General features: G+C 59.7%; 21 protein-coding genes and 2 pseudogenes. 7 read left to right on the top strand and 16 right to left on the bottom strand.

Features of this window, described 5'->3' with window-relative positions; all coding sequences use genetic code 11:
* Positions 1–119 precede the first annotated feature (119 nt).
* The 6 genes and pseudogenes from I8N66_RS16065 to I8N66_RS16040 all read right to left on the bottom strand — a co-directional run bounded on the left by I8N66_RS16065 (position 120) and on the right by I8N66_RS16040 (position 6,413).
* Positions 120–889: pseudogene (locus I8N66_RS16065) on the bottom strand (amino acid ABC transporter ATP-binding protein).
* Between the two features lie 26 nt (positions 890–915).
* Complete coding sequence (locus I8N66_RS16060) at positions 916–2,205, bottom strand: amino acid ABC transporter permease (protein WP_291155159.1); 1,290 nt, start codon at positions 2,203–2,205, stop codon at positions 916–918.
* A gap of 1 nt (position 2,206) precedes the next feature.
* Entirely contained in the window at positions 2,207–3,460 is a 1,254-nt protein-coding gene (locus I8N66_RS16055; RefSeq protein WP_291155156.1) for an ABC transporter permease subunit, read from the bottom strand.
* A gap of 104 nt (positions 3,461–3,564) precedes the next feature.
* A complete protein-coding gene (locus I8N66_RS16050; RefSeq protein WP_291155154.1) occupies positions 3,565–4,581 on the bottom strand; it encodes an amino acid ABC transporter substrate-binding protein in 1,017 nt (338 codons plus the stop codon).
* Between the two features lie 114 nt (positions 4,582–4,695).
* Positions 4,696–5,162 (bottom strand): annotated as a pseudogene (locus I8N66_RS16045) (RidA family protein).
* Positions 5,163–5,174: 12 nt separating this feature from the next.
* Positions 5,175–6,413, bottom strand: a complete 1,239-nt coding sequence (locus I8N66_RS16040) for a MalY/PatB family protein (protein WP_291155151.1) — start codon at positions 6,411–6,413, stop codon at positions 5,175–5,177.
* A 116-nt stretch (positions 6,414–6,529) separates the two neighbouring features.
* Between I8N66_RS16040 and I8N66_RS16035 the strand changes: the two genes are divergently transcribed.
* Complete coding sequence (locus I8N66_RS16035) at positions 6,530–7,429, top strand: LysR family transcriptional regulator (RefSeq protein ID WP_291155148.1); 900 nt, start codon at positions 6,530–6,532, stop codon at positions 7,427–7,429.
* Between the two features lie 8 nt (positions 7,430–7,437).
* Here the strand turns inward: I8N66_RS16035 and I8N66_RS16030 are convergent, their stop codons facing one another.
* The 9 genes from I8N66_RS16030 to gcvA all read right to left on the bottom strand — a co-directional run bounded on the left by I8N66_RS16030 (position 7,438) and on the right by gcvA (position 16,268).
* Entirely contained in the window at positions 7,438–8,340 is a 903-nt protein-coding gene (locus tag I8N66_RS16030) for an alpha/beta hydrolase-fold protein (protein WP_291155145.1), read from the bottom strand.
* Positions 8,334–9,194, bottom strand: a complete 861-nt coding sequence (locus I8N66_RS16025) for a VOC family protein (RefSeq protein WP_291155142.1) — start codon at positions 9,192–9,194, stop codon at positions 8,334–8,336. Before I8N66_RS16025 ends, I8N66_RS16030 begins: the two co-directional genes overlap by 7 nt.
* Before the next feature lie 14 nt (positions 9,195–9,208).
* Positions 9,209–10,429, bottom strand: a complete 1,221-nt coding sequence (locus I8N66_RS16020) for an MFS transporter (RefSeq protein WP_291155197.1) — start codon at positions 10,427–10,429, stop codon at positions 9,209–9,211.
* 19 nt (positions 10,430–10,448) lie between these two features.
* Entirely contained in the window at positions 10,449–11,558 is a 1,110-nt protein-coding gene (locus I8N66_RS16015) for an FAD-dependent oxidoreductase (RefSeq protein ID WP_291155139.1), read from the bottom strand.
* Positions 11,559–11,780: 222 nt separating this feature from the next.
* Complete coding sequence (locus I8N66_RS16010) at positions 11,781–12,461, bottom strand: cupin domain-containing protein (RefSeq protein ID WP_291155136.1); 681 nt, start codon at positions 12,459–12,461, stop codon at positions 11,781–11,783.
* Positions 12,448–13,488: an alcohol dehydrogenase gene (locus tag I8N66_RS16005; protein ID WP_291155133.1), complete on the bottom strand. Its 1,041-nt coding sequence runs from the start codon at positions 13,486–13,488 to the stop codon at positions 12,448–12,450. The genes I8N66_RS16010 and I8N66_RS16005 overlap by 14 nt, the downstream gene beginning before the upstream one ends.
* Positions 13,485–14,636: an FAD-dependent oxidoreductase gene (locus I8N66_RS16000; protein WP_291155130.1), complete on the bottom strand. Its 1,152-nt coding sequence runs from the start codon at positions 14,634–14,636 to the stop codon at positions 13,485–13,487. Before I8N66_RS16000 ends, I8N66_RS16005 begins: the two co-directional genes overlap by 4 nt.
* Positions 14,637–14,681: 45 nt before the next feature.
* Positions 14,682–14,963: a hypothetical protein gene (locus I8N66_RS15995; protein WP_291155127.1), complete on the bottom strand. Its 282-nt coding sequence runs from the start codon at positions 14,961–14,963 to the stop codon at positions 14,682–14,684.
* Between the two features lie 174 nt (positions 14,964–15,137).
* The gene (gene gcvA / locus I8N66_RS15990; protein WP_291155125.1) at positions 15,138–16,268 is read right to left on the bottom strand and encodes a transcriptional regulator GcvA; all 1,131 of its coding nucleotides are present in this window, start codon (positions 16,266–16,268) and stop codon (positions 15,138–15,140) included.
* A 293-nt stretch (positions 16,269–16,561) separates the two neighbouring features.
* On the opposite strand from gcvA, the gene I8N66_RS15985 reads away from it, so the two are divergent.
* The 3 genes from I8N66_RS15985 (at position 16,562) to I8N66_RS15975 (ending at position 19,679) form a co-directional block, all read left to right on the top strand.
* A complete protein-coding gene (locus I8N66_RS15985; RefSeq protein WP_291155122.1) occupies positions 16,562–17,533 on the top strand; it encodes a hydroxyacid dehydrogenase in 972 nt (323 codons plus the stop codon).
* Between the two features lie 12 nt (positions 17,534–17,545).
* A complete protein-coding gene (locus I8N66_RS15980; protein ID WP_291155119.1) occupies positions 17,546–18,235 on the top strand; it encodes an RraA family protein in 690 nt (229 codons plus the stop codon).
* 172 nt (positions 18,236–18,407) lie between these two features.
* Positions 18,408–19,679, top strand: coding sequence for a citrate:proton symporter (locus I8N66_RS15975; RefSeq protein WP_291155116.1), 1,272 nt, complete (start codon positions 18,408–18,410; stop codon positions 19,677–19,679).
* 16 nt (positions 19,680–19,695) lie between these two features.
* Here the strand turns inward: I8N66_RS15975 and I8N66_RS15970 are convergent, their stop codons facing one another.
* Positions 19,696–20,619 carry a LysR family transcriptional regulator gene (locus I8N66_RS15970; RefSeq protein WP_291155113.1) on the bottom strand — a complete coding sequence of 308 codons (924 nt, stop codon included), beginning with the start codon at positions 20,617–20,619 and terminating at the stop codon, positions 19,696–19,698.
* A 221-nt stretch (positions 20,620–20,840) separates the two neighbouring features.
* On the opposite strand from I8N66_RS15970, the gene I8N66_RS15965 reads away from it, so the two are divergent.
* From I8N66_RS15965 to I8N66_RS15955, 3 genes are all read left to right on the top strand, one after another.
* A complete protein-coding gene (locus I8N66_RS15965) occupies positions 20,841–21,917 on the top strand; it encodes an ABC transporter substrate-binding protein (protein WP_291155110.1) in 1,077 nt (358 codons plus the stop codon).
* The gene (locus I8N66_RS15960; protein ID WP_291155107.1) at positions 21,917–23,584 is read left to right on the top strand and encodes an iron ABC transporter permease; all 1,668 of its coding nucleotides are present in this window, start codon (positions 21,917–21,919) and stop codon (positions 23,582–23,584) included. Before I8N66_RS15965 ends, I8N66_RS15960 begins: the two co-directional genes overlap by 1 nt.
* The coding region (locus I8N66_RS15955) for an ABC transporter ATP-binding protein (protein ID WP_291155104.1) at positions 23,577–24,460 on the top strand (884 nt) is incomplete at its 3' end. The genes I8N66_RS15960 and I8N66_RS15955, both read left to right, overlap by 8 nt.

Genomic DNA, 24,460 nt, shown 5'->3' with positions numbered 1-24,460 from the left:
ACTCGTCTCCTTGCACCGTTCAGTCGCCGACGCGAGCCGCGACTATCGCGGCTCGAATTCCTACAGGCGCACGGCGTAGAGCCACTTAAACAACGTCGACGATCCTTATGGAGAGCTCTTCAATGCCCGAGGATCTGGCCAAGGAACTCGCGTGTGCGTTCCGACTGCGGAGCGCCAAAAAATGCATTTGGTTCGTTTTGCTCGACGATCTGGCCTTGATCCATAAAGATCACACGGTCTGCTACAGCCTGGGCAAAGCCCATCTCGTGCGTGACGCAGAGCATTGTCATTCCCTCTTCGGCCAGAGCGATCATGGTGTCGAGCACCTCCTTGATCATCTCCGGATCAAGCGCTGAGGTCGGCTCATCGAAAAGCATGACCTTCGGCTTCATGCAGAGCGAGCGCGCGATCGCCACGCGCTGCTGCTGGCCGCCCGAGAGCTGACCCGGAAATTTATGCGCCTGCTCCGGTATCTTGACCTTCTCAAGGAAATGCATGGCCAGTTCCTTTGCCTGTTTCTCCGGCACCTTGCGAACCCAGACGGGGGCGAGCATGCAGTTTTGCAAGATGGTGAGATGCGGAAAGAGATTGAAGTGCGGAATACCATGCCAACTTCGCGGCGCACGTCGTCGATCTTCTTGAGGTCATTGGTGAGCTCGATGCCGTCCACCACGATCGTGCCGGACTGGTGTTCTTCGAGCCGGTTGATGCACCGGATCATCGTCGATTTGCCTGAGCCGGAGGGGCCGCAGATTACGATCCGCTCGCCGCGGCGCACTGTGAGATTGATGTCGCGCAGCACGTGGAACGCGCCATACCACTTGTTCATTGCCGTGATCTCGATGGCGGCCTCGTGAAGCATGTCCGCTGGCGAGAATAGCTGGCTCATCAGTGTCTTGGTCATGTGCATTCCTCCTAGCGATGATCCGTTTTCAGCCGGTGCTCGAGATAGATCGAGTAGCGCGACATTCCGAAGCAGAAGACAAAAAACACCGCGCCGATGAAGATGAAGAGTTCCCAATAGATCCCCTGCCAATTGGTGTTGGCGCGGATAGCCGCCGCAAGGGCGATCGGGTCGAGCAGGCCGATGAACATGACGAGCGTCGTGTCCTTGAAGAGCCCGATAAAGGAGTTGACGATGCCCGGGATGGAGATTTTCAGGGCTTGTGGGAGGATTACTAGTCGCTGCGCCTTCCAGTAGTCGAGGCCCAGAGCCGCCGCCGCCTCGTATTGGCCGCGAGGAAGGGCGGCGAGGCCCCCGCGAATAACTTCGGCCATGTAGGCGCTGGCAAAGAGCGTCACCATGATAACGACCCGCAGGACAAGGTCAAAAATCGTTCCCGGCGGCAGGAAGTAGTTGAGGAGCAGGGAAGCCGTGAACAACAGTGTGATCAGGGGAACACCGCGAATGAACTCGATGAAGGTGACGCTCAGCAGATGAATGAGCGGCAGGCTCGAACGGCGACCCAGTGCGAGCAAAATTCCGAGCGGCAGTGACAGGGAGATGCCCGTGACCCCAATGATGATCGAGAGCAGAAACCCTCCGATCTCCCGCGAGGCGACCGGGGCCAGGGCGATTGGCAGCACGTTGTCGGCAAGTGACGAGACGAGCTGCGCGGCATAGGTCCACCAAAGGGCTGCGCCAAGGATTGCACCCGCGACGGCAAGAGCGCCGTTGACGCGCGCCGACAGGGAGAAGAGCACGGCTGCGAGCAGGAAGCCGCAATAGATTGTGATCGGAAACCACAGGCTTCCGCCCCAGATCAACCAATAGGCAAGGCCCGGATAGATGGCGCTGAACCAAAGGGCCCGCTGCGGGATTGTGCGGAACAAGATCGGCGCGAGCGCCGCAACTAGCAGCGCAAATGTCAGAACAGGGCGCCAATAGAGGTGCGCCGGATAGAAGCCGAAGAGAAGCTGCGGCCAGCGGTCCCGAATAACACCCCAGCAAGCGCCGGACGCGCCATCAAGAACCTGGCGACATTCGGCAAGCGAATTCGCCCGCCAGATCGAGTTCTCAAGCCAAGGCACAATCGCGAACGCTATCCACACGACCGTGGTCAGCGATGCGACGGTCAAGAGCGTGCTGAGCCAGCCATTGAAGAGGTGCTTCCTGGTCCACCTTGTCACGCCGCCCTGGGCGGCGGGGCGCGGCGATGGAGCAATGATGTCCTGGCTGACCCAGGAGGCATTGTGCATGTTCATCTCAACGCTCCTTCAGCTTGACGCGATTGTTGTAGATATTCATTGCGCCGGAGATCGTCAGGCTGATCGCGACATAGATCAGCATCATCATGAGCATGCCCTCGAGCTCACGGCCGGTCTGATTGATGGTGATGCCGCCGAGCGTGGAGCGCAGGTCCATGTAGCCGACGGCGAGCCCAAGCGAAGTATTCTTGGTGATGTTGAGGTATTGGGAGATCAACGGCGGAACGATGATCCTGAGTGCCTGCGGCAAGATCACCAGACGCATCGTGCGTCCGGAGGAGAGCCCGAGCGCATGCGCGGCTTCTGTCTGCCCTCGGGAGATTGCCAAAATGCCGGAGCGAACATTTTCGGCGATGAAGGCGCCGGTATAGACACTGAGACCGATCCAGAGCGCGATGAACGCGTTCCTGAGCTGCAGGCCACCTGTGAAGTTCAAGCCCTTGAGGGTCGGATAGTCGAGGTGGAACCCTGTTGCATAAAGCAGCACGGTGAGCGGCAGGATCAAGACGGTCAAGCTCTTCCACCACGTGGTGGGGCGCTCACCGGTAGCGCTCTGCACCCTGTGCGCGTGCTTGATCAATATCCGGCGAGTGAGGAGCGAAAACACCAGCACAAGCAGGATTGCCGCGTAGCTGAGATCGAAGGCACCAAGAGCATCAGGCGCCTGGCCGAGGCTTCGCGAGAACTCCGGTACAGGTAGATAGATGCCGCGGTTGGTAACGGCAACACTGTTCCAGAACAGCATCGAAGCCGTCGGATTTTCGCCGCGGAACGCGTTCGGCGCTGGCATGGCCTCGGACATGACTGCAGCGATGACGATGATCCAGAGGAGCGCTGGAATGTTGCGGAAACACTCGACATAGACAGTCATGAGCCGGGCAACGATCCAGTTGTCGGAAAGCCTGAGAACGCCGGCGAGCACGCCGAAAAACGTCGCCGTCACGCATGCCAACGCTGCAACGATCAGCGTATTAAGAAGACCAACCAGGGCAGCGCGGGCATGCGTGCTAGTGCTGGAGTAGTCTATCGCATGCGGTGCGATGTCGTACCCGGCCGTGCTCCACAGGAAGCCGAACGAGAAGTCTTTTCCAAGTGCCGCGAGATTGCGGATCGTGTTGTCGACAAGCCAGGCGGCGGCAATGACAAGGATGCAAAATGTTATGACCTGGACCGTCCAGCCTCGGTAGCGAGCATCGTAAATGAGCATGCTGAGGTGAAACGGCTCGCGCGGAGCGCTGCTGTTCGTGGCCATGCGTAATCTCCCTCAAGGTTCGCTCGGCGACCTTCGGCACGAAATCGAGTGCGGTAGGGGCAAATGGACAAGGGCGCGGGACCGGCCCGCGCCCGACAATGACCTCAGCGAAGCGGCAGGCCGTACATCAGGCCGCCATCGGTCCAGAGCGCGTTAAGGCCTCGCGCAAGCCTGATCGGTGTCTTGTCGCCGAGGTTTCTCGCAAACATCTCGCCGTAGTTTCCCTCGGCTGCGATTGCGCGCCTCGCCCACTCCGCATCAAGACCCAGCATCTCGCCCAGCTTGTCTTCCTTGCCGAGCAGGCGATTGATGTCCGGGTTGTCCGAGCCGTCGGAAAGCTTGTCGACGTTCTCAGCGGCGATACCGAGTTCTTCGGCGGAGATCAGTGCGTTCAAAGTCCAGCGGGCGACGTCTGCCCACTGATCGTCGCCCTGGCGCACCAGCGGACCCAGCGGTTCCTTCGAAATCACCTCCGGAAGGATGATGTGATCCTCCGGGTTCTTGAAACTCGAACGGGTGGATGCGAGGTCGGAGCCGTCCGACGTATAGACGTCGCAGCCGCCGGCCAGATACTTCTGCTGCACGTCGGCATTGTTTTCGACCGGAACCGGTTCGTACTTCATGTTGTTCTTGCGGAAATATTCCGCGAGATTGAGTTCGGTGGTGGTGCCGGTCTGAATGCAGACCGTCGCGCCATCGAGATCCTTGGCGCTATTGATGCCCAACGACTTCGGCACCATGAACGCTTGACCGTCATAGTAGTTCACGCCGGCGAAGGTGAACTTGAGGTCGACGTCACGCGAGAACGTCCATGTCGTGGTGCGCGAGAGAATGTCTATTTCGCCGGAGGCAAGCGCAGTAAAGCGTGTTTGCCCCGTCGTCGGAATCAAGTTGACGGCGTTCGGATCCTTCAACACCGCTGCGGCGATCGCCCGGCAGTAGTCGACATCCATTCCGTGCCAGGCGCCGGAAGCGTCAGGCGCTGAAAAGCCCGCCTGACCGCCGGTTACGCCGCAGTTCAGCTTACCGCGCGCCTGAATGTCGGCCATTGTTCCGGCCATGGCGAAGCCTGAAGTCAGCGTCGCCGCCGCGATGGTGGCAAGTGTGATCGTTACTTTCATTTGCAGTCTCCCGGTTTGTGATCCGGAGGCGGTGGCTTTTTTGCCGTTGTTTCCGCAGACCGGATCGTTTGAGTTCCCGAATTCTTGATGTCGCCGGCGCAAGCCGGAGAGGCTTTACTCAGTGGTCTCGATGATCGCTTCCACTTCGACAGGCGCGTTCATCGGCAGTGCAGACACCCCAACGGCCGATCGAGCGTGCTTGCCGTTGTCACCAAGGGCGGCGACCAGCAGGTCCGAGGCGCCGTTGGCGACGAGGTGTTGCTAGGTGAAGTCCGGTGCTGAAGCCACGAAGACCGTGATCTTGACGACCTTGGCAATCTTCTCGAGGCTGCCAAGATTGGCGTCCGCCTGGGCCAGAACGTTCAAGGCACACTGTCGGGCTGCGAGCGCACCCGCCACCACATCGAGCTCTCGTCCCAGCAGCCCGTAGCGGTCAACTTGCCGTCGGCGAGCGGCAATTGGCCGGAGGTCAGAATGACGTTCCCGCTGGCCGTCACCGGAAGGTAGTTGGCGACGGATCTGGTCGCCGCAGGGAGTTCGACATTAAGCTCAGCGAGGCGCTCTTTGATTGTCTGCGACATCGGCTCTTCCACTCAGATCTTTGCGACGGCAGAGGTGATGCGCCGAATGGCTTCGTCGACGGTGACGCGGGAGCAGCCGAGATTGACGCGCATGAAACCATGGCCCTCGATCCCGAACTTCTGTCCCTTGTCGAGCCAGACACGCGCCTTGGTCAGCATGAACTTGTTAACCGCTTCGGCATCCATGCCGAGACCACGGCAATCCATCCAGGCGAGATAGAGGGAATCCGTCGGCAGGACCTTCAGCCGTGGATCAGCCTGGTTGATCGCCCTGGCGAAATGCGCGTGATTTGTCCTGAGATATGCGAGCATCTCTTCAAGCCACGGCTCGCCATGCGCATAGGCCGCCTCTGCGGCGACCATGCCGAGCGTATTGACCAATCCAAAGACGTTGCGCTCGTACTGGCGGGAAAGCTCTTCGCGGATCTTCCTGTTCGGCACGAAGACATTGGCGCTCTGAAGGCCGGGCAGGTTGAAGGTCTTGCTGGGCGCGGTGCAGGTAATGCTGTTTTGAGCAAACTCTTCGCCCAGCGAAGCGAACGGGATGTGCTTCTTTGCCGGATTGAGGATCAGATCCTCGTGAATCTCGTCGGAAATGACCAGCACGCCATTTCGAGCGCAGATTTCGCCCATAGCCCTGAGTTCGTCCTCAGACCAGACATTGCCGGTTGGATTATGGGGGTGGCTGAGAATGAAGATTTTCGTATTGGGGCGAATGGCCGCTTCAAAAGCCTTCTCGTTGAATTGGTAGCCGTCGCCCGTGAACTCGAGCGGGGCGAAAGCAAGGTGGCGTCCGTTCATCAGGACGTCATTGTGGAAATGCGCATAAACCGGCGGCTGAATGAGCACCGTGTCACCCGGAGCCGAGAAGGCTTGGACTGCCGTCTTCAGCGTCGTGATGATGCCGGAGGTCTGAAGGATCCATTCCTTTGCGATATCCCAGCCAAAACGCCGCTGCTGCCAGCCGACAACGGCTTCGAGGTAGGATGCAGTAGCGCCGCCCGGATACCCGAAAACGCCATGATCGACGGCGTCGTGCAGCGCATCGATGACGGCTTGCGGCGCCTTGAAGTCAGTATCGGCAACCCACATCGGCAAGGGGTCGGAGGCCACTTCATCGGGTGTCAGCAGCTTTTCTGCATAGGCCCACTTCATGGAGTTGCTGTTCGTTCGATCGATGACCTCGTCGAAGATCGACGTTGCTGGGCTATTCTCAACTTTCAAATGCTGGGCACATGCGAGGTTCGTCACTGCGACATCCTTTCGTCCATCCGGGCTTTCCAGCCTGCTTGTTGACGAAAAGCTTAGCGGCGATGCATTATGAGCGGAAATGGTATGTTCTCATTCACCCATGAGGCCGGATCATAATGATCGATCGACAGCATCTTGCAATTCTCAGGGAAGTCAGCCGGAGTGGTAGTGTCACCGCGGCCGCCGAGAAACTGAACGTCACGCAGTCGGCGCTGAGCCATACGGTTGCCAAGTTCGAGGAACGGCACGGTATCAAGATCTGGATGAAAACCGGCCGTGGCCTGCGTCTGACACAGACCGGAGAGTACCTGCTCAGCGTTGCCGAACGGGTTCTGCCGCAGATGGAGCACGCAGAGCGCGTGCTGAACGACTTCGCTGTCGGGCGACGGGGAGCGCTTCGCGTCGGCATGGAATGCCATCCGTGCCAACGCTGGCTGTCGCGCATTGCCACACCCTATTTGAACCGCTGGCCAGACGTCGACTTCGACGTCCGCACCGCCTTCCGTTTCGACGGCGTCGAAGCGCTTCATGGCTATGAGATCGATCTGCTCATTACTCCTGACCCGGTCGAAGCCCCGGATCTGAGCTTCACACCGGTCTTCGATTATGAACTTGTGCTCATGGTGCACGAGACGCATCCACTCGCCAGTCGAGAGAGCGTCGAGCCAGAGGATCTGATCGACGAGGAACTGATCACCGTACCGGTGACTTTGGAGCGCCTCGACATCTATACGCAGTTCCTCGTTCCCGCTCACTGCCGGCCGCGCCAGCATCGCACGGCCGAGACCATCGATCTCATGCTGCAACTCGTCTGCGCGGGCAGGGGTGTCACAGTGCTGCCGGACTGGCTGCTCAATGAGGATGCCGCAGGCCTGCCGATCCGGCCGCTACGTCTTGGTAAAGCCGGTATTCAAAAGAGCATCAACCTCGGAGTTCGTCGAGGGGAGGAGAAGACGTCGTACATCGACGGTTTCCTGAAGCTTGCCAGCGAGATAGGGCGCACTCCAGCACCTTGATGGTGTGGCTAGTCGCCGAGCGCGGTGTGGATGCCCCAGGCAAATCCCGGCCGCACCGACGTGATATGATCTCTTCCGGCAAAGACGGTCGAGGAGACTTGGAGGCGATCATACTCACGTGAGCGAAGGCGGTTTTCGAACTTTTTCATGCCGCCAACCATGTCGCGTGTTTTTCCTTTACGGGACGGATCATGACGCGGCGTCTCCAGACCACCCACATAAAGTAGCACCGTCGCGTCGAGCTGCCTTTGGCGCTGAGCAAAGCTGGTCTCAAGCTCAAAAATTGCGTCGTTGCCGAACCAGAACGAGGGACTTCCGAGGATATAGGTCTGGAAGAGCGACGGCTGCGTCAGCAGGATGTGCGCCCCGAGCAATCCTCCATACGAATGGCCCCAGAAGATGCGCTCGCGGGGCGCGACGCGGTAATGATCATCGACGTAGCGCAGGACAACATCGCTGAGATAGTGCTGATAGGCAGCAGCACCCCCATAGACCTTGCCGCTCTCGGGAAGAGGCAAGGGTGTGTAGTCGCGGCGCCGGCTATCCTCCAGGTTTTCGCCGAGCGCGTAGGAAAGACCGACCAGGATTGGCTGCGCGATGGCATTGCTGTCTGCAAGGGCTCGTGTGTCACACCTAAGCTTCGCAAACGCTCGACCGCCGTCTGCAACAATGACCAAGGGATAGGACTTTTCCAGCTTCTCTCCATAGTCGGGCGGCAGACTGACATAGATTTCGTATCGCCGCCCCGAAACGGGATCGGGCAATTGTACCGTAATGCGATTGCTAGGCGAACACGAGGGTTTGGCTTCCGACGGCAACGGGGCAACGAAAAACGCCCCCATTGCCGTGAGGACGACGGCAGCCCGAAAACGTGGCCGAAGGTGAATTCGCATGAGATTGGCGTTCAGCATTGCTCGGCGCGCTCGCCGGCGGAAACAAACGTGATAGCCACACCAAAGGCATCCTGAGCCCTGATCATGATGCTTTCCCGCGCCGCAGAATGCGGAACGTTTGCCGCGGCAAGCAGGTCCAACTGTTGCGGAAGGCTTGGAACGGCGATCGCGTAACCGGTAAGTCCGCCACCGCATACGGTCTTTTTCACGGAGACGGATCCATGTTCAGCCAGAAAAAATGTCATGTCGCCATCTGCCCCCGGACATGCGGAGGCACTAGTGAATTCGGCGAGGAAATCGACATGCTTAGCGGGATTTCTGGCTGCCAGTGTCACGGCGACAATGTTCATCGCGCCGTTTGAATGCTTCTGAAATTCCGAATTCCAGAAATTCTCGGGAAAATGCTGCTGGCAAACGAAGAAGGATGCGTTTGGGATCGGCGGGTCCATCGCGAAAGCCAGCGAAAAGGCCACGTGCGTCTCCGCGCCGTCCGGACGATGCCCCTTGCGCTCGAAAAAGAACGGTTCGAAGGAGCCGATCCCATTTTCTGCGAAACGCTTCGCGTCGGCTTTAGCGTCCGGGCTGTCGAGCACGACCATCGCAAAGCCCTCGCGATGGGTCAGGTAGTCGCGCACGAAGGCGCCAAAACTGAAGCGCCCCGGCTCGTGCGGCGGTAGAGCTTGGAGGCGGTCACCCACCGTGATCAGCTCGATGAAGGATGAGCCGAATTGGATGAGCCGGTTCTCTGTTCCCCATGGATGCTTGTTGCGCGCTCCGACCGAAAATCCGAGGCGTGTGTAGAACTGGGCGGCCGCCTCGAGGTCGTGAACTGCCAGCACAAGATGATCGATACGTCGTTTCGAGATGGCCATTTTCGACACGTCGTTCAGTTGGATTTCGGTAAGCGGGCTGCCCGCCACACCAGCGGAACTAGGATGAAGGCAACAGCCGGCAGCACCAGCCAATTGACCGTCGTCCAGCCGGATGTGTGAAGAAGCGACCCCGCAAAGAAAGAAGCGCAGGCCACGGTGCCAAAGACCATAAAATCGTTCGCGCCTTGCGCCTTTCCGCGCTCTGATGGTGAGTGGCAATCGGCGACCATCGCGGTCGCGCCGATGAAGCCGAAATTCCAACCGATGCCGAGCAGGATCAGCGACCCCCAGAAATGTGCAATATCGAGGCCACCGAGCGCAACCAGCGCCGAGGCCCCAATCATGAGCAGGCCGACGGCGGCCACCCTTTCCTTGCCGAAGCGCGCCATCAGGCGGCCCGTGACAAAGCTCGGTGCGAACATGGAGAGCACGTGCCACTGAATTCCAAGGGCAGCGGAGCCGACGGAGTGGCCATGTCCGACCATCGCCAGCGGCGCGGCGGTCATCACGAAGGTCATCAGACCGTAGGAGACAACGCCGGTCGCTACTGCAAGCAGGTAGCGCGGTGAGGCAAGAATTTGAGAAAGCGGGCACCCCTTAGTCGGTCCAGCCGATCCCGGTCCGGCGATTTGCGGGGGGCGAAGCGCGAGGAGGATGGGGATCGCCAGCGTTGCCAAAGCGGCTTGACTGAGGAAGCTGCCGGCGAAGGCATGTCCGGGCAGCGCATCGCGCGTCCAGATAACCAACTGCGGACCGATTACGGCCGCAATCAATCCTCCAACCATAACCCGTGAAATGGCCTTGTCGCGGTCAGCGCCAGTGATGCCGTCGGTTGCGGCAAAGCGGTAGCTTTGCACATAAGCGGAATAGAGGCCTGCCATGAAGGTGCCGATGCAAAAGACGATGAAACTCGACTGGACAATGCCGATAGTCGCGACCAGACCAGCTATCATGCCGGTCGCAGCGCCGAGGAGATAGCCGAAGCGGCGCCCGAATTGCCGCATGATGACCGCAGCCGGAAGGGTACCAACGGCAAGGCCGAGATTGAGCATGCTGACCGGCAAGGTTGCGGCCGCGGGATCGGTCGCCAATTGCTGTCCGACCAAGCCGCCGAGCGAGATGATAATCGGCGAACTGGCGCCGCCAAGCGACTGGGCCGCAGTCAGGACCCAGGCGTTTCTTGATGTGGCCTGTCGTTCAGGCACTGTTGGAGTGCCGCGGAATGTCCGTTCCATGGAGCCCATGCGCAGTTCCTCAATTTTGGCTAGGTGTAAACTTGTGAATGAGGTTCGTTACGGCAGCCGCCGAGGCCTCCACTGCGCCGGAGAGATATCCCGCTTCGATCGGGCTTGTCTCACTGCCGGCAAGAATGAGATGCTCCTTCCAGGGCTCGGCGACCCAGCCAGCGTCCTGGGCATGCGGATGACCCGCCGAGAACCAGTCGGCCAATGTGGCGGTCAAAGGATCGGCGGCCCAGTCCTTCAAAAGCGTCGCGCGCGGGTTCGCGGCTTGCGCGCCGAAGAGACGGGCGAACTGCTGAACGCAAGCCTCAGTCAGGGCAGTCTCGCCGACCGACCTGCGTTGTTCCGCCCCCAATCCCACGAAGCCGAAGAGTGCTGGCTGACCGGAAGATGTTGTTGCGTCGTGGATTTCCGCGAGAGGGCCGACCATGCTTTGTGCCGTGCCCGAGAAGCCTGCCTCCCGCCAAAAGGCGCGGTCATAGACGGCGAAGAACTTCGCATGCGGCGCCATCCAGGTCGGCGTCTGCTGCCAAAGCTGAACGTTCGCGGGCGGCGGAGCCGGCTCGAACCGAACCGTCGCCTCGAGAATGCGTGGCGGCAACGCTGCAATGACGTGCAGAGCTTGCACCTTCTGGTCTTGGCCATTTGATAGCTGCACGATCAGTTCAACGCCCACATTGGTCAGACGCATCTCGAGTACGCGGGCGCCGCGCTGCACCCGTTCGTCGGGCAATCTCTCCGCGATCGCTCGAACCAAGGTGGCAGACCCTCCGACCAGCCTGAAAGCTTCGGGTTCCTGGATCAATCCGGGGTACCGCTTTGCCAACTCTCGCGACATCCGTTCGAATACGACATCGCCCTCATTGTTCTGAGCAAAGGTTGGAAGTCCGAGTGCTGCAATCAGATTGGCTATGGCTGGCTGCATTCGTGGCCAGAACCAGGATGGGCCGAGGTCGAAGCCATCGACAGCGGGCTGACCCGCCTCGTTTACCGTCTGGATTCGACCGCCGAGTATCGGCCGTGCCTCAAACAGCAGGAAATTGATCCCCGCCGCCTGAAGCAGTCGGGCGGCATTCAAGCCAGCCAAACCGCCACCAACAATCACAACATCGGTCTTCATCATCGTAGTCTTTCAGTGAGGTGTACCAGCGAGCGGTGCTTCGCGCTGGAACTCCAATGGCCGCCTGGCAGCGGGGTACCAATCCACGTCGCGCCTACCATGCGCGCAGACAAACCAGAAATGGCGTTGCTTCATGGATCGATGAACAGTGCTCATAATGGTGGAGCGCCAGGCAGGTCGTTCGCAGGGGCACACTTGCCGGATGGTTATGTTGTGCCCGCTTCCTCACTCAGGCATCGGCAACACATCTGCGTGCTGCAGGGGTGCCTCGCGGATCCAGATCTCGGTACCCAGCGATCCCGTCAGTCCATTGAGCTTTTCGCCTGCGGGTAACCGACCCCAGCTCTGCGCTTGCAAGGTCTGACCGTCCATTGCCAGGCTGCCGGCAACGATGACGAATTCGAGCCCGCGCGCATTATCCACCGCAACCGTCGAACCCGGGCGCCAGTGCTCAAGCGAAACACGCTCTTCGGCGTCTTCAAACAGGAGGCGTGCCGCTTGGGCCCCGTCGCGCAATGGCGCTGCCTGACCCTTGCCTGGCTGGCGGACGATCTGGGCGTCGTCACCCTCGCGATACTGCCAGAGCCGCACGAAGATGGTGCAGCCGTCATTCGATGCGGGCACATGCGAGGTGCCGGGCGGGTTGCGGAAGTAGCTGCCGGCTGGATAGTCACCGTGCTCATCCTGGAACGTACCTTCGAGCACGAGGATTTCCTCGCCGCCCGAATGAACATGGCGCGGGAAGGCGCTTCCCGGCGCGTAGCGCACGATTGAGGTGGCGCGCGCCACTTCGCCGCCGACGCGATAGAGCATGCGTCGCTCGACCCCGGCTGCAGGGCTCGGGATCCAATCGAGTTCGGCCGAATGGACGATTACAGGTTTCGTCAGGTCATCATTGATGCGCATTCGATCGCTCTCCCATCGTCAGAACCATTCGGAAGTCTGCTTCACCGGACCGCATTTTCTGTACAGCCTCCGCCGCGCGTTCGAGCGGCATCGTTTCGATCCGCGGCCGCACGCCAGTCAGCACGCTGAAGTCCAGGGTCCTTTCGTTCTCGAACGGCGAGCCGGTGATCGAGCCGAAGACTCCTCGTTCGTCCCCAACAAGGTAGCCGGTCGATACCGGCAACGGATCCTTGCCGACGCCGAGCACAATCAGGCGGCCCTCAGGAAGAAGTGCGGGCATCAACGCGGCGACGGCTTCCGGATTCCCAGTCGTCGTAAGGATCGCTCTTGCACCGCCGATCGCATTGATCGCATCTGCGGGGTTTTCCGCGCTCGTATCAACGTACCGATGTGCCCCGAGTTCAATCGCGTCGGCGGCAATGTCCTGGCCCCGGCCGACCGCCACCACACGAAACCCCATCTTGCGGGCATACTGCAACGCCATGTGGCCAAGGCCGCCGATGCCGAGAATGGCAACGGTATCACCGGCCTCGGCGCCCGACTTCTTCAGTGCATTGAAGGTGGCAATGCCAGCGCACAGGATCGGTGCTGCTTCCTCGGACGATAGCTCGTCCGGAATGGAGACAAGTGCTGTCGCTCGCGCGATCATCATCTCGGCATAACCGCCATCGCAGGAGGATCCGACAACCGGTTGATTGCGGCAGAGATTGAAGCGGCCGCGTCGGCATTCGTTACATTCATTACAATGGCCGCCGAGCCGGCCGATGCCCACACGCTGTCCAACCTTCCAGATGGACGGCGTGTGCGGCCCGAGCGCCGCGATGCGACCGACGACCTCATGCCCGGGGACACGAGGTGGCTGCAGTGCCGGATCGGCTCTGTCGATGTCGCTGGCATCAGCGCCGCAGATGCCGCAAGCTTCGATTGCGATCAGCACTTCGCTCGACTTTGGCTGAGGCGTTTGCCGCTCGGCCAGCTCAAGGGTGCCCGACGCTGCTACCTGCATGACCTGATATGTGCTCTTCATGGCTTCAAATTCCCTTGCTCGACATCCACCGGTCTCTCGGAGCCTGTCAGCCTGCTGATGATCGAGTTTGCAGTTCGGGCGGCAGCTTCGACTGCACCCGCAAGGTAACCGGGCTCCCTGAGACTGGTTTCGCTACCAGCCAGCGAAATGTACTCCCGCCATTTGCCACTGACCCATGGCCGTCGGTCAGGATTCGGATGGCCAGCCGCGTGCCTGTCGTCGGCCGTTGCGGTAAGCGGGTCTTCTGCCCAGTCCTTGAACAAGGTCGCGCGGGGGCTGGCGGCCCGGGGCCCGAACATCCGAGCGAGTTGCTGAACCGACGCCGCGACGATCGCATCGCGCCCGATGGCGGCGCGCTCTAAGGCGGGAACGCCGACAAATCCAAACAGAGCGGCTCGCCCCGAAGCCGTTGTCGCATCGTGGATTTCAACCAACGGCCCCACCATGCTTTGCGCTGAGCCCGACAGACCTGCGTCGCGCCAGAAGGGGCGGTCGTAGACTGCGAAGAATTTCGCGTGCGGCGCCATCCAGGTTGGGGTCCGCCGCCATCGCTCGGATGTCGTGAAGTCGAGAGCGGGAGAGAACAAGACATTTGCCTCAAGCAGTCGCGGCGGCAGAGCGAACAGCACGTGAGAGGCACGCAGCTTATGCGACGACCCTTCGGCATCGACGAACTGCACAACGACCTCGTGCCCATCGAGCGAGACATGCGTCACCCGTGCGTTCAGCAGAACACTCCTTGGGGGCAAACGTTCGGCAAGCGCCGAGATGATCGCCCCTGTGCCACCGACGAGCCGCATCGACTGGGGTTCCTGTCGCATGCCGCGATAGCGCTGAGGCGCTTCGTGGGAGTTGCGTTGTACGATCAGGTCGCCGTCGTTATTCTGCTCGAAAGCGTGAAGCCCAAGCCGGTGGACGAGATCGCCCATGGCCGGCTGCATGCCGGGCCAGAACCACGATGGGCCAAGATCGAAACCGTCGCCCGATGGTTCACCGGTGGTGCCGACCGACAGTATTCGGCCGCCAAACCGATCACGAGCCTCGAGCAGTTGAAAGCCGATGCCGGCTTCATGGAGGTGATGGGCGGCGGTCAGCCCCGCGAGCCCGCCGCCGACGATCAATATCGGGTGAGAAGGGGAAGAACTCATGGAAAAATAAGGGCCGCACGAGACCCTCCCTCTTCGGCGATGGGTTTAGGCCACGGCGTAGATGCGGATCTCCGGCATTGCTGCCAGAAGCGGCTTCAAGCCCGTCACGACGTCTTCATTGAACATCGCAGTATCGAGATACGCTTTTGCGTCATCGACGCTGTTGAAGCCGTGCAGCACCTGGACGTCGTCGTCCCGGATCAAGAGCTCCTTTGATGTCGCCCCGGCGATCTGCGAGAGGAAGGGCTCCTTGTACTTTTGATAGACGCCCACCGCAGCGCGGCGGTGTTCAGGAGCAATCTGCAGGGTGATTTCCAGATAGGCCATGGTCATCCTCTCAAGCTTGGTTTCGCAGACAGGCGCGTCAGATATGGTCGGCGCCGATGCAGTAATTGAGTGCCGCTTGAGGGACGTTTTGACAAATGAGAGTTTCTTGACTTCGGCAAAGAAAATCTTTGCCGGGCGAACCATGTCGCACAGCGCGCGTTGTCGGTGGCCGACCTAGGATCGCGAGGTAGTTGCCTCCTCAATGAGCCAATCCCGAAAGGTGCGAAGCTTCGGGAGGGACGAATATTCGGCCCGGTAAACAACGTAATAGGCGAGTTTTGATTGCACCTGCACATCTGGAAAAAGGCGCCTCAGTCGACCCGCGACCAGGTCATCGTTCGCCAGAATGCTTCGGGCTAGCGCCACTCCGCGCCCTTCGATCGCGGCCTGGAGTACCGCCGCCGAATTGTCGATCCTCATGCCCCTTTGCGCCTGTCCCTCGCGCACGCCGGCCGCGCGCAGCCACATGTCCCAGGTGACGAAACCAATGGCGGGATCGACGGAGAGGTCGTGGATGAGTGTGGTTCGTGTGAGATCGGCGGGTTCGATAAAACTGGTCGCATCGGTGAAATTGGGGGAGCAGACCGGGAAGATCTCCTCTTCCATCAATTTCTCTGCGACAAGCCCAGGCCAGGTTCCGTCGCCATATCGCACGCCGACATCGATACCGTTGGCTTTGTAGTCGACCAGCTTCAAACTCGTCTCAAGCCGAATGTCGGTGTCTGGGCATCTTGTCTGAAAGCGATCGATACGCGGAAGCAGCCACTTGGCGGCGAAGGCTGGGCTGACAGTCACATTGAGGATGCCGGCGGTCGCAGATTCGCGAAGCCGATCCAGGCCCATGCCAAGCCGGTCGAGTCCTGCACGGATGTCCGGCAAGGCGCGCTCGGCGTTTTCGGTCAGACGAAGGCGGGCTTTTCCGGTTGTGCTGCGATTAAACAGTGGCATGCCCAGCCATTCTTCAAGTCCCCGGACCATTTGCCCGACAGCAGCAGCGGTGACATTGAGTTCTTCGGCCGCGCCGGAAAAGCTTCCGTGGCGGGCACTCGCTTCGAACGCGCGAAGCGCGTTGAGATAGACCGGTGATTTCCTGTTCAAGACAGCTTTCTCTTTTCCGAAGCATGGCAGTGGGTGCAACGACCCTAGATAAGGTACCTGCGTCTCATCATCCAGCAGTTTGGGTGTCGAGCATCCAGCCGCGTTCCCGAGCAGATCATCATTGCCTATAACGTGGAATGCCTTCCGAAGTAGCAATGGAACGACGAAGGGCTCCGAAGCGCGTTCTGTCGTCTCGTGCCGGTCCACGGGCGCCCGGTTCCTTGTGCATCCATCTAGCACGATGGGTTCTTGTCCCTTTGGCGGTAGGCGCCTTAACGGGTTCATCCTAGAAAAGTACCAAGCCCACTACATCGTTCACCCTGAGTTTGCATTCGCGAAGAAAAAGAAAATGGATTTCATCGATCGCTTCGCCGAGTGTCATTCCGCGGGCCGGGGAGGAAGGCCTGAGAACCCAGCTGATTTAAAGCGCTCGTAGTTTCTCGGAGTCCTCCTCCCGCTGGCACGGCTCGTCCCGATTGTAACAGCGCGGATAATTCACAATGACATTTACAGTTCTCGTCAGCGTCTCGACGCTTGCCCCTGAGGGGATGAGACAGCTCGATGCACCGGACCTTCGGACTTTGTTTGTGAGCGCCGACGGCGGTCAGCAGCAGCTGGTAGAACTTCTGGCACGCGAGCCGGTCGACGCCTTGGTTTTACGAACTCTGTCCATCGATGCCGAAATGATCGCGCTTTGCCCGACGCTCAGGGTGATCTCTCGCCACGGCGCGGGCTTCAACGGCGTTGACGTGGCCGCGGCGACCAAGCGGAACATTCCGGTGTTCATAGCACCTGCAGCCAACAGCCAGTCCGTTGCCGAAGCTGCCATTGGACTGGTGTTCGCCGTGGCGCGCAACATTTCAGGCCATGCCGCGGCATTCCAAGAGGGGCTCTGGAACCGCACCGAGATTGGAGTTCAACTCTCCGGGCTTACAATGGGCCTTTACGGACTCGGCGCGATAGGCCGCAAAGTCGCCTCGATCGCCCATGCCGTCGGGATGCGCGTTGTCGCTCACGACCGCTTCGTAAATCCGACGACCGTACCTGTGAACGTCGAACTGATCGACAATTTCGAAGACTTCTTGCGGGACATCGACGTCCTGTCGATCCATTGCCCGCTCACGGATGAAACGAAGGGTCGGATCAATGGGAATGCGCTCGCCTTGATGAAACGAGGGGCGCTCGTCGTCAACACCGCGCGGGGGCCGATCATCGACGAGCCGGCCATGATCGCCGCTCTCCAGAGTGGCCAGATCGCCGGCGCTGGATTCGATACGCTTGCTGAAGAGCCACCTGCGGCGGATCACCCTTATCGCCGCATGTCGAACGTCATCGTGACCCCGCATATTGGCGGCAACACGACCGCCGCCCTCAATAGCGTTGCCGCGATCTCCGTTGAAAACGCTGTTTCCTTTCTAAGAGGAAAAACCCCCGACCGCAGCTTCTGCGTCAATCCTTCCACACTCAACTGACTGGAGTACATCATGTCTGAACAAGCATGGCCCGCAGGCTTCCGTATCAACCCAAGAGCAAATGGAGCGTCTCCCGCATGGGTCGAACGGTTTCAAGGCATTCCGAGCTCGTGGATCAGCGACAGCATGGGACGCTCGATCGGAACAATGGGACTTGCCGCCTACCACAACAGGATTGACTTGATCGTGGCAGCGCCGGCGGTGACGGTCCGCGTGCGACCAGGCGACAATCTGATGCTGCACAAGGCGATGGAGATAGCAAATCCGGGAGATTTCATCGTCGTCGACGGGGGAGGTGACCTTAGCCAGGCCCTGATCGGTGGTAACATGCAGACCACCGCCATCCGAAAAGGACTGGCCGGCTTCGTAATCGATGGGGCGATAAGGGATCTCGTCGATTGGGCAAACGGAAAGATGCCGATTTGGGCACGAGGATTCACCCATCGTGGGCCTAGCAAAGAGGGTCCCGGCGAAATCAATGTTCCCGTCGCCGTCGGGGGCATGGTCGTCAATCCAGGCGACCTTGTCGTCGCCGACTGCGATGGCGTCCTGGCTGTCTCACCTTCCGATTTCGAGGCCCTTTGGCCGCACATCGAAAAGCAGAAAGAAAAGGAAGCGAAGCTGCGTCAAGCAAACGCATCCGAAACACCTGATCCGGAGCGTTTCAATTCGATCCTTCGGGCGAAGGGTTGCCCAGTCTGAGAGCCTAGCCGGCTTCTTCCAAGCCGCCAACTCGCCGGCGGGAACGTAAGTTCCCGCCGAATCGCGAGGTCATCACGCCGCAGCAATCCACTCCCCTTTTGGGGCTCTTTCATGCCATGACAATGCGCGCCGAGCGCCCGAGGGGGTCGCTCGGGCGGGAGGTTCTTTTGTAATGCTGGTCACGCTCAGCTTCGTCATGCTCGCTTGCTTCATCTACATCTTGATCAGCGGAAGGCTTTCCGCGGCGGCCACGCTAGTCCTCGTGCCGACTACCTTCGCGTTGCTCGGCGGCTTCGGGCCCGACCTAGGTCAAATGATCATAAACGGGATCAAGACGGTCGCACCGACGGGCGTTCTTCTGATTTTCGCGATGATCTATTTCATGACGATGACCGACGCCGGCATGTTCGATCCCATAATCCGCAGGATCGTGGGCGCGGTAGGGGGCGATCCGATGAAGGTGCTCCTCGGATCGGTGGCGCTTGGGTACCTGGTCGCATTGGACGGCGATGGGGCGACAGTCTACATGATCGTCCTTTCGGCATTTCTCCCCATCTACCGCAGGCTTGGCATTTCTCTCATCAAAGTGGCCTGCCTGATGTTGCAGTGTACCGGGGTCGGAAACCTTCTTCCCTGGGGCGGGCCGACAGCGCGAGCAGCCACCTCGATGCACGTTGACATGTCCGAAGTCTTCACCCCGCTGGTGGTGCCTCTTCTGGCCTGTGTTTCGTGGGCGTTCCTAATTGCCTGGATTTTCGGCAAACAGGAACGGAAACGTCTTGGCGTCATCGACCTCGACACGAAAGGCATGTTGGAGGGCGATCATGCCGTTGGTCCGCGGTTCTACTTCAACTGGGTGTTGACTATCCTTTTGATGATCGGCCTGGTCATGGAGGTCCTGCCGCTAGCCTATCTGTTCATGGTGGGCGCTGCGATAGCGCTAACGGTCAACTTCCCCAAATCTTCTTCGCAGCAGGAGCAGTTGGCACAGCACGCTCCAGCGATTTTGCATGTCGCCATGCTGCTATTCTCGGCGAGTGTCTTCATCGGCGTCTTGTCCGAGACCGGAATGGCGAACGCGGTTGCCAACGCCATCGTCAGCAGCATACCAGAAGCAGTGGGGCCACGGCTCGCTGTCGTCACAGCTATTCTCAGTATTCCCATGACCTGGCTGGTCTCCAACGACGTGTTCTACTTCGGCATGTTGCCGATCCTCGCGCAAGCCGCTGCCAAGTACGGGATCACCCCGGCTGAGATGGCGCGCGCGGCTCTGGTCGGGCAGCCGGTCCACATCCTCAGTCCGCTCGTGGCATCGACGTACCTCTTGGTCAGCATGTTGGAACTGAACTACGGGAAGGTTCAGCGATTCACGATTGGCTGGTCGACCGTGACGTGCCTGTTGATGCTGTTTGCGGCGACCCTGTGCGGCGTTATCCCGGTATAGCCTGACTGGATGCGGCTCACGCACGATGGGCGAGGGCCGCATCCAGTCTGTCTGAACGGGTGACATCTTTTGCCAGTGCCAGGATGCGTCTAAGAACCGGGGAAAGGGTTCCAGTCTTTCGATGCAGCATCCCAAGCTGTCGCGACATAGTCACTTCCTCGCACTGCAATTCCACGAGTTGCGACGCGACGCGGCCCGGTCCCAAATTGCTCCGTGGAGTGAAGCCGAGGACAGTCGTCCCGGCGATCAGCGTCGGGAGAACTTGCAATGAACTCGTCTCGATCTGCACTTCGGGGGATCTCAGTCCACGGGACTTGAAGGCCCACTCGACCCACTGTCTGGTCGCAACGTTCGGGCCTGGAAGCGCCCAATTGTAATGGAGCAGGTCGGCCAGCCCGCATGGCTTGCCAACCAAAGGATGATTGCGACTAGCAACGACTACCACCTCGTCCTGAGCAAACGGGTAGGCGACGAACTTGTCCGCGTCAGTTGGCAGGATGGTGCTAAGAATGAGATCGACTTTGCCGTTCTCCAAGGAGTCGCGAAGCGTATTTCCGAGGTCGACCACGATTTCCGTCTTCACCCGCGGCATATCGACCAGAAGCCTTTCGAATAGGCTTGGCAGAATATACTCTGCGACCGTTGGCCCGGTGCCGATACGAACGTGTCCGGCGCTCCCCGTGACAAATCTCCCCAGTTCCAGCACTGCCTCGTCCATAGAGGTGTGCATGTGCCGGGCAACTTCACGAAGAACCTCGCCGACCTCCGTGAGCACAATGCGACGGCCCTCTCTCGCGAACAGCAGGGCTCCAATCTCGTCTTCGAGCCGGCGTATGCACTTGGTGAGTGCGGGCTTCGTTCTTCCAATTTTTTCAGCGGCTTGGCCAAGGTGACCGAGGTCCGCAATCGTCTCGAAGAAGAGGAGGTCGCGGAGTTCCATTGTTTCCCACGGGTTTTCGTTTGATGAAAATTAGAGAATGGATTTTAACGGACGTCCGGTCAAGTCTCTATTCCGGTTAGGAGAGCCGTGAACCCAGCGCCACTTGAGGAGGTAGAGCGCCGGATTCCCAAACTAACATTTTCGTACTTTGAGCTTCGCCGGGGAGCCCGGCGACAAGCGTTTTATTCGTCGAATCCAAACACATCGACTGGGAGGTCAGGATGCACAAAACACTAATTTGCGCGGCCGTCGTTTCAATGCTCGCTTCAAGCGCTATGGCGCAGTCGCCGGCGTTCTATCCGAAAGACTATGACAAGACGATCGAAGCCGCGAAGTCCGAAGGGAAAGTCGTTCTCTACTCGCCGCTAAGTACGACCGACATCCAGCCCCTCATTACTGATTTCCAAACGTTGTATCCGGGAGTGACCGTAGAGGCGGTCGACCTCAACACCAACGTCCTCTACAACCGCTTCATCAGCGAGGTCGCTGCTGACTCCGCGTCCGCCGACGTGGTCTGGAGCTCCGCTTCGGACCTGCAAGCCAAGCTTGTCGATGATGGATATGCAGAGGCCTATAAGTCTCCCGAGGAGGCAAACCTTCCCAAGTGGGCCGTCTGGGACAAGGGCGGATTCGGAACGACGTTCGAGCCATTCCTCTCAATCTTCAACAAGTCCCACGTCACCACGCCTCCAGAATCCCACGCAGCGATCGCCAAGTTGATATCCGAGGACCAGCAGTTCGTCGGGAAGGTCGCGACCTACAACATCGAAACCTCAGGAGTTGGTTTCTACGGAATTTCTCGGGATTCCGAGCAGGGCGACAAGTTTCAAGGACTTGCAGAGGCTCTAGGTAAAGTGAAGGTCCGCTTCTACTCGAGCAACGGCGAGATGATTGAAAGCGTGGCGAGCGGGGAGAACCTTTTCGCGTACAACCTTCCGGGCTTCTTCGCTCAACGTGCGACCAAAAATCCGTCGATCGGCGTCATCTACCCGAAGGACTTCCTTACGATCGGAACACGCGTCGCTTTCCTGTCAGCGAAGGCGCAGCATCCAAACGCCGGCCGGCTGTTTTTGGACTACCTCCTCTCGCAGCGAGGGCAGCAGGTAATCGCCAACCTCGGTTTCTTCTCGCTGCGCGACGACGTCGACGGCGAGGCCGGCGCAAAAGCGTTGCGGGCGCGCTTCGGTGACGCGCTCGTCGAGCCGGAGGTCGGCCCGGAACTGCTGAAGTACCTGGATCCGGCGAAGCGCACCGAATTCCTCGGCTCCTGGAAAAAGAATACGCAGGGCACGAACTGATGGCCTTCTCGGTAACCCGTCCGGCGGTGGTGCTTGTCACCGCCGCTGCTGTCTCCCTGCCACTCGGTCTCGTAATTTATCAAAGTGTGCTGACAGGGCCTTTCTTCCTTCCCAAGGCGACATTTTCGCTTGGCGCCTTTGAGTTCGTGTTGCGAGATCCGGAGTTCTGGCTGAGCCTCCGCAATTCGCTTTTGATCGCGTTCGCCATGCTTGCGATCGCGTTGCCCATCGGGGCGCTCATGGCGTTTCTCGTCACCCGCACCGACATGCCGGGACGTCGCGCGCTTGAGCCGCTGATACTTGTGCCGATACTGGTCTCGCCTATCGTCCTGGCCTTGGGTTACGTCATCGCGGCAGGTCCGGTCGGGATTTATTCTTCAGCCGCCCACAGTGCCCTGGGATTTGTCCCATGGAATATCTACTCGCCGATCTCCATTGCCGTGATCGGCGGCCTTAGCCACGTGCCATACGCCTATCTCTACACCTCGACGGCACTACGCGGCCTCGGCTCGGATGTGGAGGAGGCGGCACGCGTTGCTGGCGCGCGGCCATGGCGCGTGGCGATCGACGTAAATCTTCCGATGATCCGGCCCGCACTCTTTTTCAGCGCCGTGCTGCTGTTCTTCTCCGGCGTTGAAATGTTCGGTTTGGCTCTCGTCCTCGGCAACCAGTCGAATTTCTCGGTGCTTGCGATCTACCTGTACAAGCTGACGTCACGTCTTGGCGTGCCGGCCTATCACCTGATGGCCGCCGTTGCCGTCATGATCGTCTTCATGACATTTCCGCTCGTCATGCTGCAGCGCTACTATCTGAGCAAGACCGAGCGCTTCGCATCAATGCGGGGCAAGGCGACTAGGCCTCGCCCAGTGGCTCTTGGAAAATGGCGCTGGCCAGCTTTTGCTGCGATAGGTTGCTGGCTCTTCGTAACCGCGTTCGTTCCAATCTCGGGAATTTCGCTTAGGGCGTTCATCAACTACGGTGCGGGTACCACACTTATCGGCAGCCTGACCGTAGAGCACTTCCATCGGATTTTTACTGAACCCGCCCTTCTGCGGTCAGTGGTGAACAGCGTCGTAATGGGCGTGGTTGGAGGATTGCTTGCTGTCGCCGCTTACGCTTGCGTTGCATTGGCGACCCATCGCCGCGCTGATGGATGGACACGGCTTATCGACTATCTGGTGCTCCTTCCGCGGGCCGTTCCTGGGCTTCTGGCGGGATTGGCATTCTTGTGGGCATTCATCTTCTTCAAGCCCCTCAGTCCCTTGCGTCCCACTCTGATCTCGGTCTGGATCGCCTACACCATCGTCTGGCTGTCGTATGGCACCCGCCTGATTTCGGGCACACTGTTCCAGGTCGGAAAGGAACTGGAAGAAGCGGGACGCAGTCTGGGGGCTAGCCGCGGACGAACGACACGAGAGATCACGATCCCCCTCATTCGAAACGGACTGCTGGCGACGTGGCTCCTCGTCTTCCTTATGTTCGAGCGCGAGTACGCTGCTGGCGTCTACCTGCTGACGGCAGGGACCGAAATGATCGGACCGATGCTCGTGACGCTCTCGGAGACCGGCGATCTGGACGCCGTCGCCGCCCTTTCATTCGTCAATCTCTTACTGATCGGGGCCGGCGTCGGCTTGGCCTTCCGCTACGGAGTACGTCTCAATGACTAAGCTTTCTATCAGGGATCTGCATCTTAGCTATGGCGCGCTGCCGATCCTCAAAGGCATCTCCCTCGATATAGCGGAAGGCGAGATCGTGGTGTTGCTCGGTCCGTCTGGAAGCGGCAAGACAACATTGCTCAGATCTATCGCCGGGCTGGAGTCCCCTGATGGCGGGATGATCCGTGTAGACGGCGCACCCGTTTTCGACGCCGCCTCGAAACTTGAACTTGCGCCTGAGCTGCGCAACTTCGGCTTCGTATTTCAAAGCTACGCACTTTGGCCGCACCGGACCGTTGCCGAGAACGTGGGATACGGTCTCAAGCTGCGCAGCGTCAGTGCGGTCGACCGCTCCCGCGACGTCGCTGACGCGCTCGCCGGACTAGGACTTTCCAAGCTAGCGGACAGGTACCCGCATCAACTGTCTGGCGGGCAACAGCAACGCGTCGCTATCGCTAGAGCCATCGTCTACAACCCACCCATCATCCTTCTCGACGAACCCCTGTCCAACCTCGATGCCAAGCTTCGCGAAGACGCGAAGGCGTGGCTTGGGCGATTGATCCGGGAAAAGGGCCTGTCCGCCGTCATTGTCACGCACGACCAGGCAGAAGCGCTCGCGCTCGCCGACCGCATCGTATTGCTCGCTGACGGACAGATTGCGCAGCAAGGCGCCCCCGAGCAGATATACGGGAATCCCGAAACGGCTTTCACCGCCGCGTTTTTCGGTCAGAACAACGTTCTCCGTGGCTCACTCGATCGCAGTCAGGAAAGTACGTCCATCGTTCGAGGTTCCCTTCGCTTGGCCGGCACCCAAATCGGAAGCGGCAGCAGTGCTACGGGGCAAGCGGTGATCAGGGTTGCGGGAGTCCGCGTCGTCGATGAACCGGG

The organism is Ensifer sp. SSB1, assembly GCF_016652895.1.
In the GTDB taxonomy this organism is placed as follows: Bacteria; Pseudomonadota; Alphaproteobacteria; order Rhizobiales; family Rhizobiaceae; genus Ensifer.
The sequence above is the reverse complement of the archived record's forward strand: the minus strand, read 5'-3'. Positions and strand labels throughout refer to the sequence as shown.

Bases quoted from the DNA above. Each gene is read 5' to 3' on its own strand.
- I8N66_RS16060 (WP_291155159.1), bottom strand. From the start codon at position 2,205: ATGAACATGCACAATGCCTCCTGGGTCAGCCAGGACATCATTGCTCCA.
- I8N66_RS16055 (WP_291155156.1), bottom strand. From the start codon at position 3,460: ATGGCCACGAACAGCAGCGCTCCGCGCGAGCCGTTTCACCTCAGCATG.
- I8N66_RS16050 (WP_291155154.1), bottom strand. From the start codon at position 4,581: ATGAAAGTAACGATCACACTTGCCACCATCGCGGCGGCGACGCTGACT.
- I8N66_RS16035 (WP_291155148.1), top strand. From the start codon at position 6,530: ATGATCGATCGACAGCATCTTGCAATTCTCAGGGAAGTCAGCCGGAGT.
- I8N66_RS16030 (WP_291155145.1), bottom strand. From the start codon at position 8,340: ATGCTGAACGCCAATCTCATGCGAATTCACCTTCGGCCACGTTTTCGG.
- I8N66_RS16025 (WP_291155142.1), bottom strand. From the start codon at position 9,194: ATGGCCATCTCGAAACGACGTATCGATCATCTTGTGCTGGCAGTTCAC.
- I8N66_RS16020 (WP_291155197.1), bottom strand. From the start codon at position 10,429: ATGGAACGGACATTCCGCGGCACTCCAACAGTGCCTGAACGACAGGCC.
- I8N66_RS16015 (WP_291155139.1), bottom strand. From the start codon at position 11,558: ATGATGAAGACCGATGTTGTGATTGTTGGTGGCGGTTTGGCTGGCTTG.
- I8N66_RS16010 (WP_291155136.1), bottom strand. From the start codon at position 12,461: ATGCGCATCAATGATGACCTGACGAAACCTGTAATCGTCCATTCGGCC.
- I8N66_RS16005 (WP_291155133.1), bottom strand. From the start codon at position 13,488: ATGAAGAGCACATATCAGGTCATGCAGGTAGCAGCGTCGGGCACCCTT.
- I8N66_RS16000 (WP_291155130.1), bottom strand. From the start codon at position 14,636: ATGAGTTCTTCCCCTTCTCACCCGATATTGATCGTCGGCGGCGGGCTC.
- I8N66_RS15995 (WP_291155127.1), bottom strand. From the start codon at position 14,963: ATGGCCTATCTGGAAATCACCCTGCAGATTGCTCCTGAACACCGCCGC.
- I8N66_RS15985 (WP_291155122.1), top strand. From the start codon at position 16,562: ATGACATTTACAGTTCTCGTCAGCGTCTCGACGCTTGCCCCTGAGGGG.
- I8N66_RS15980 (WP_291155119.1), top strand. From the start codon at position 17,546: ATGTCTGAACAAGCATGGCCCGCAGGCTTCCGTATCAACCCAAGAGCA.
- I8N66_RS15975 (WP_291155116.1), top strand. From the start codon at position 18,408: ATGCTGGTCACGCTCAGCTTCGTCATGCTCGCTTGCTTCATCTACATC.
- I8N66_RS15970 (WP_291155113.1), bottom strand. From the start codon at position 20,619: ATGGAACTCCGCGACCTCCTCTTCTTCGAGACGATTGCGGACCTCGGT.
- I8N66_RS15965 (WP_291155110.1), top strand. From the start codon at position 20,841: ATGCACAAAACACTAATTTGCGCGGCCGTCGTTTCAATGCTCGCTTCA.
- I8N66_RS15960 (WP_291155107.1), top strand. From the start codon at position 21,917: ATGGCCTTCTCGGTAACCCGTCCGGCGGTGGTGCTTGTCACCGCCGCT.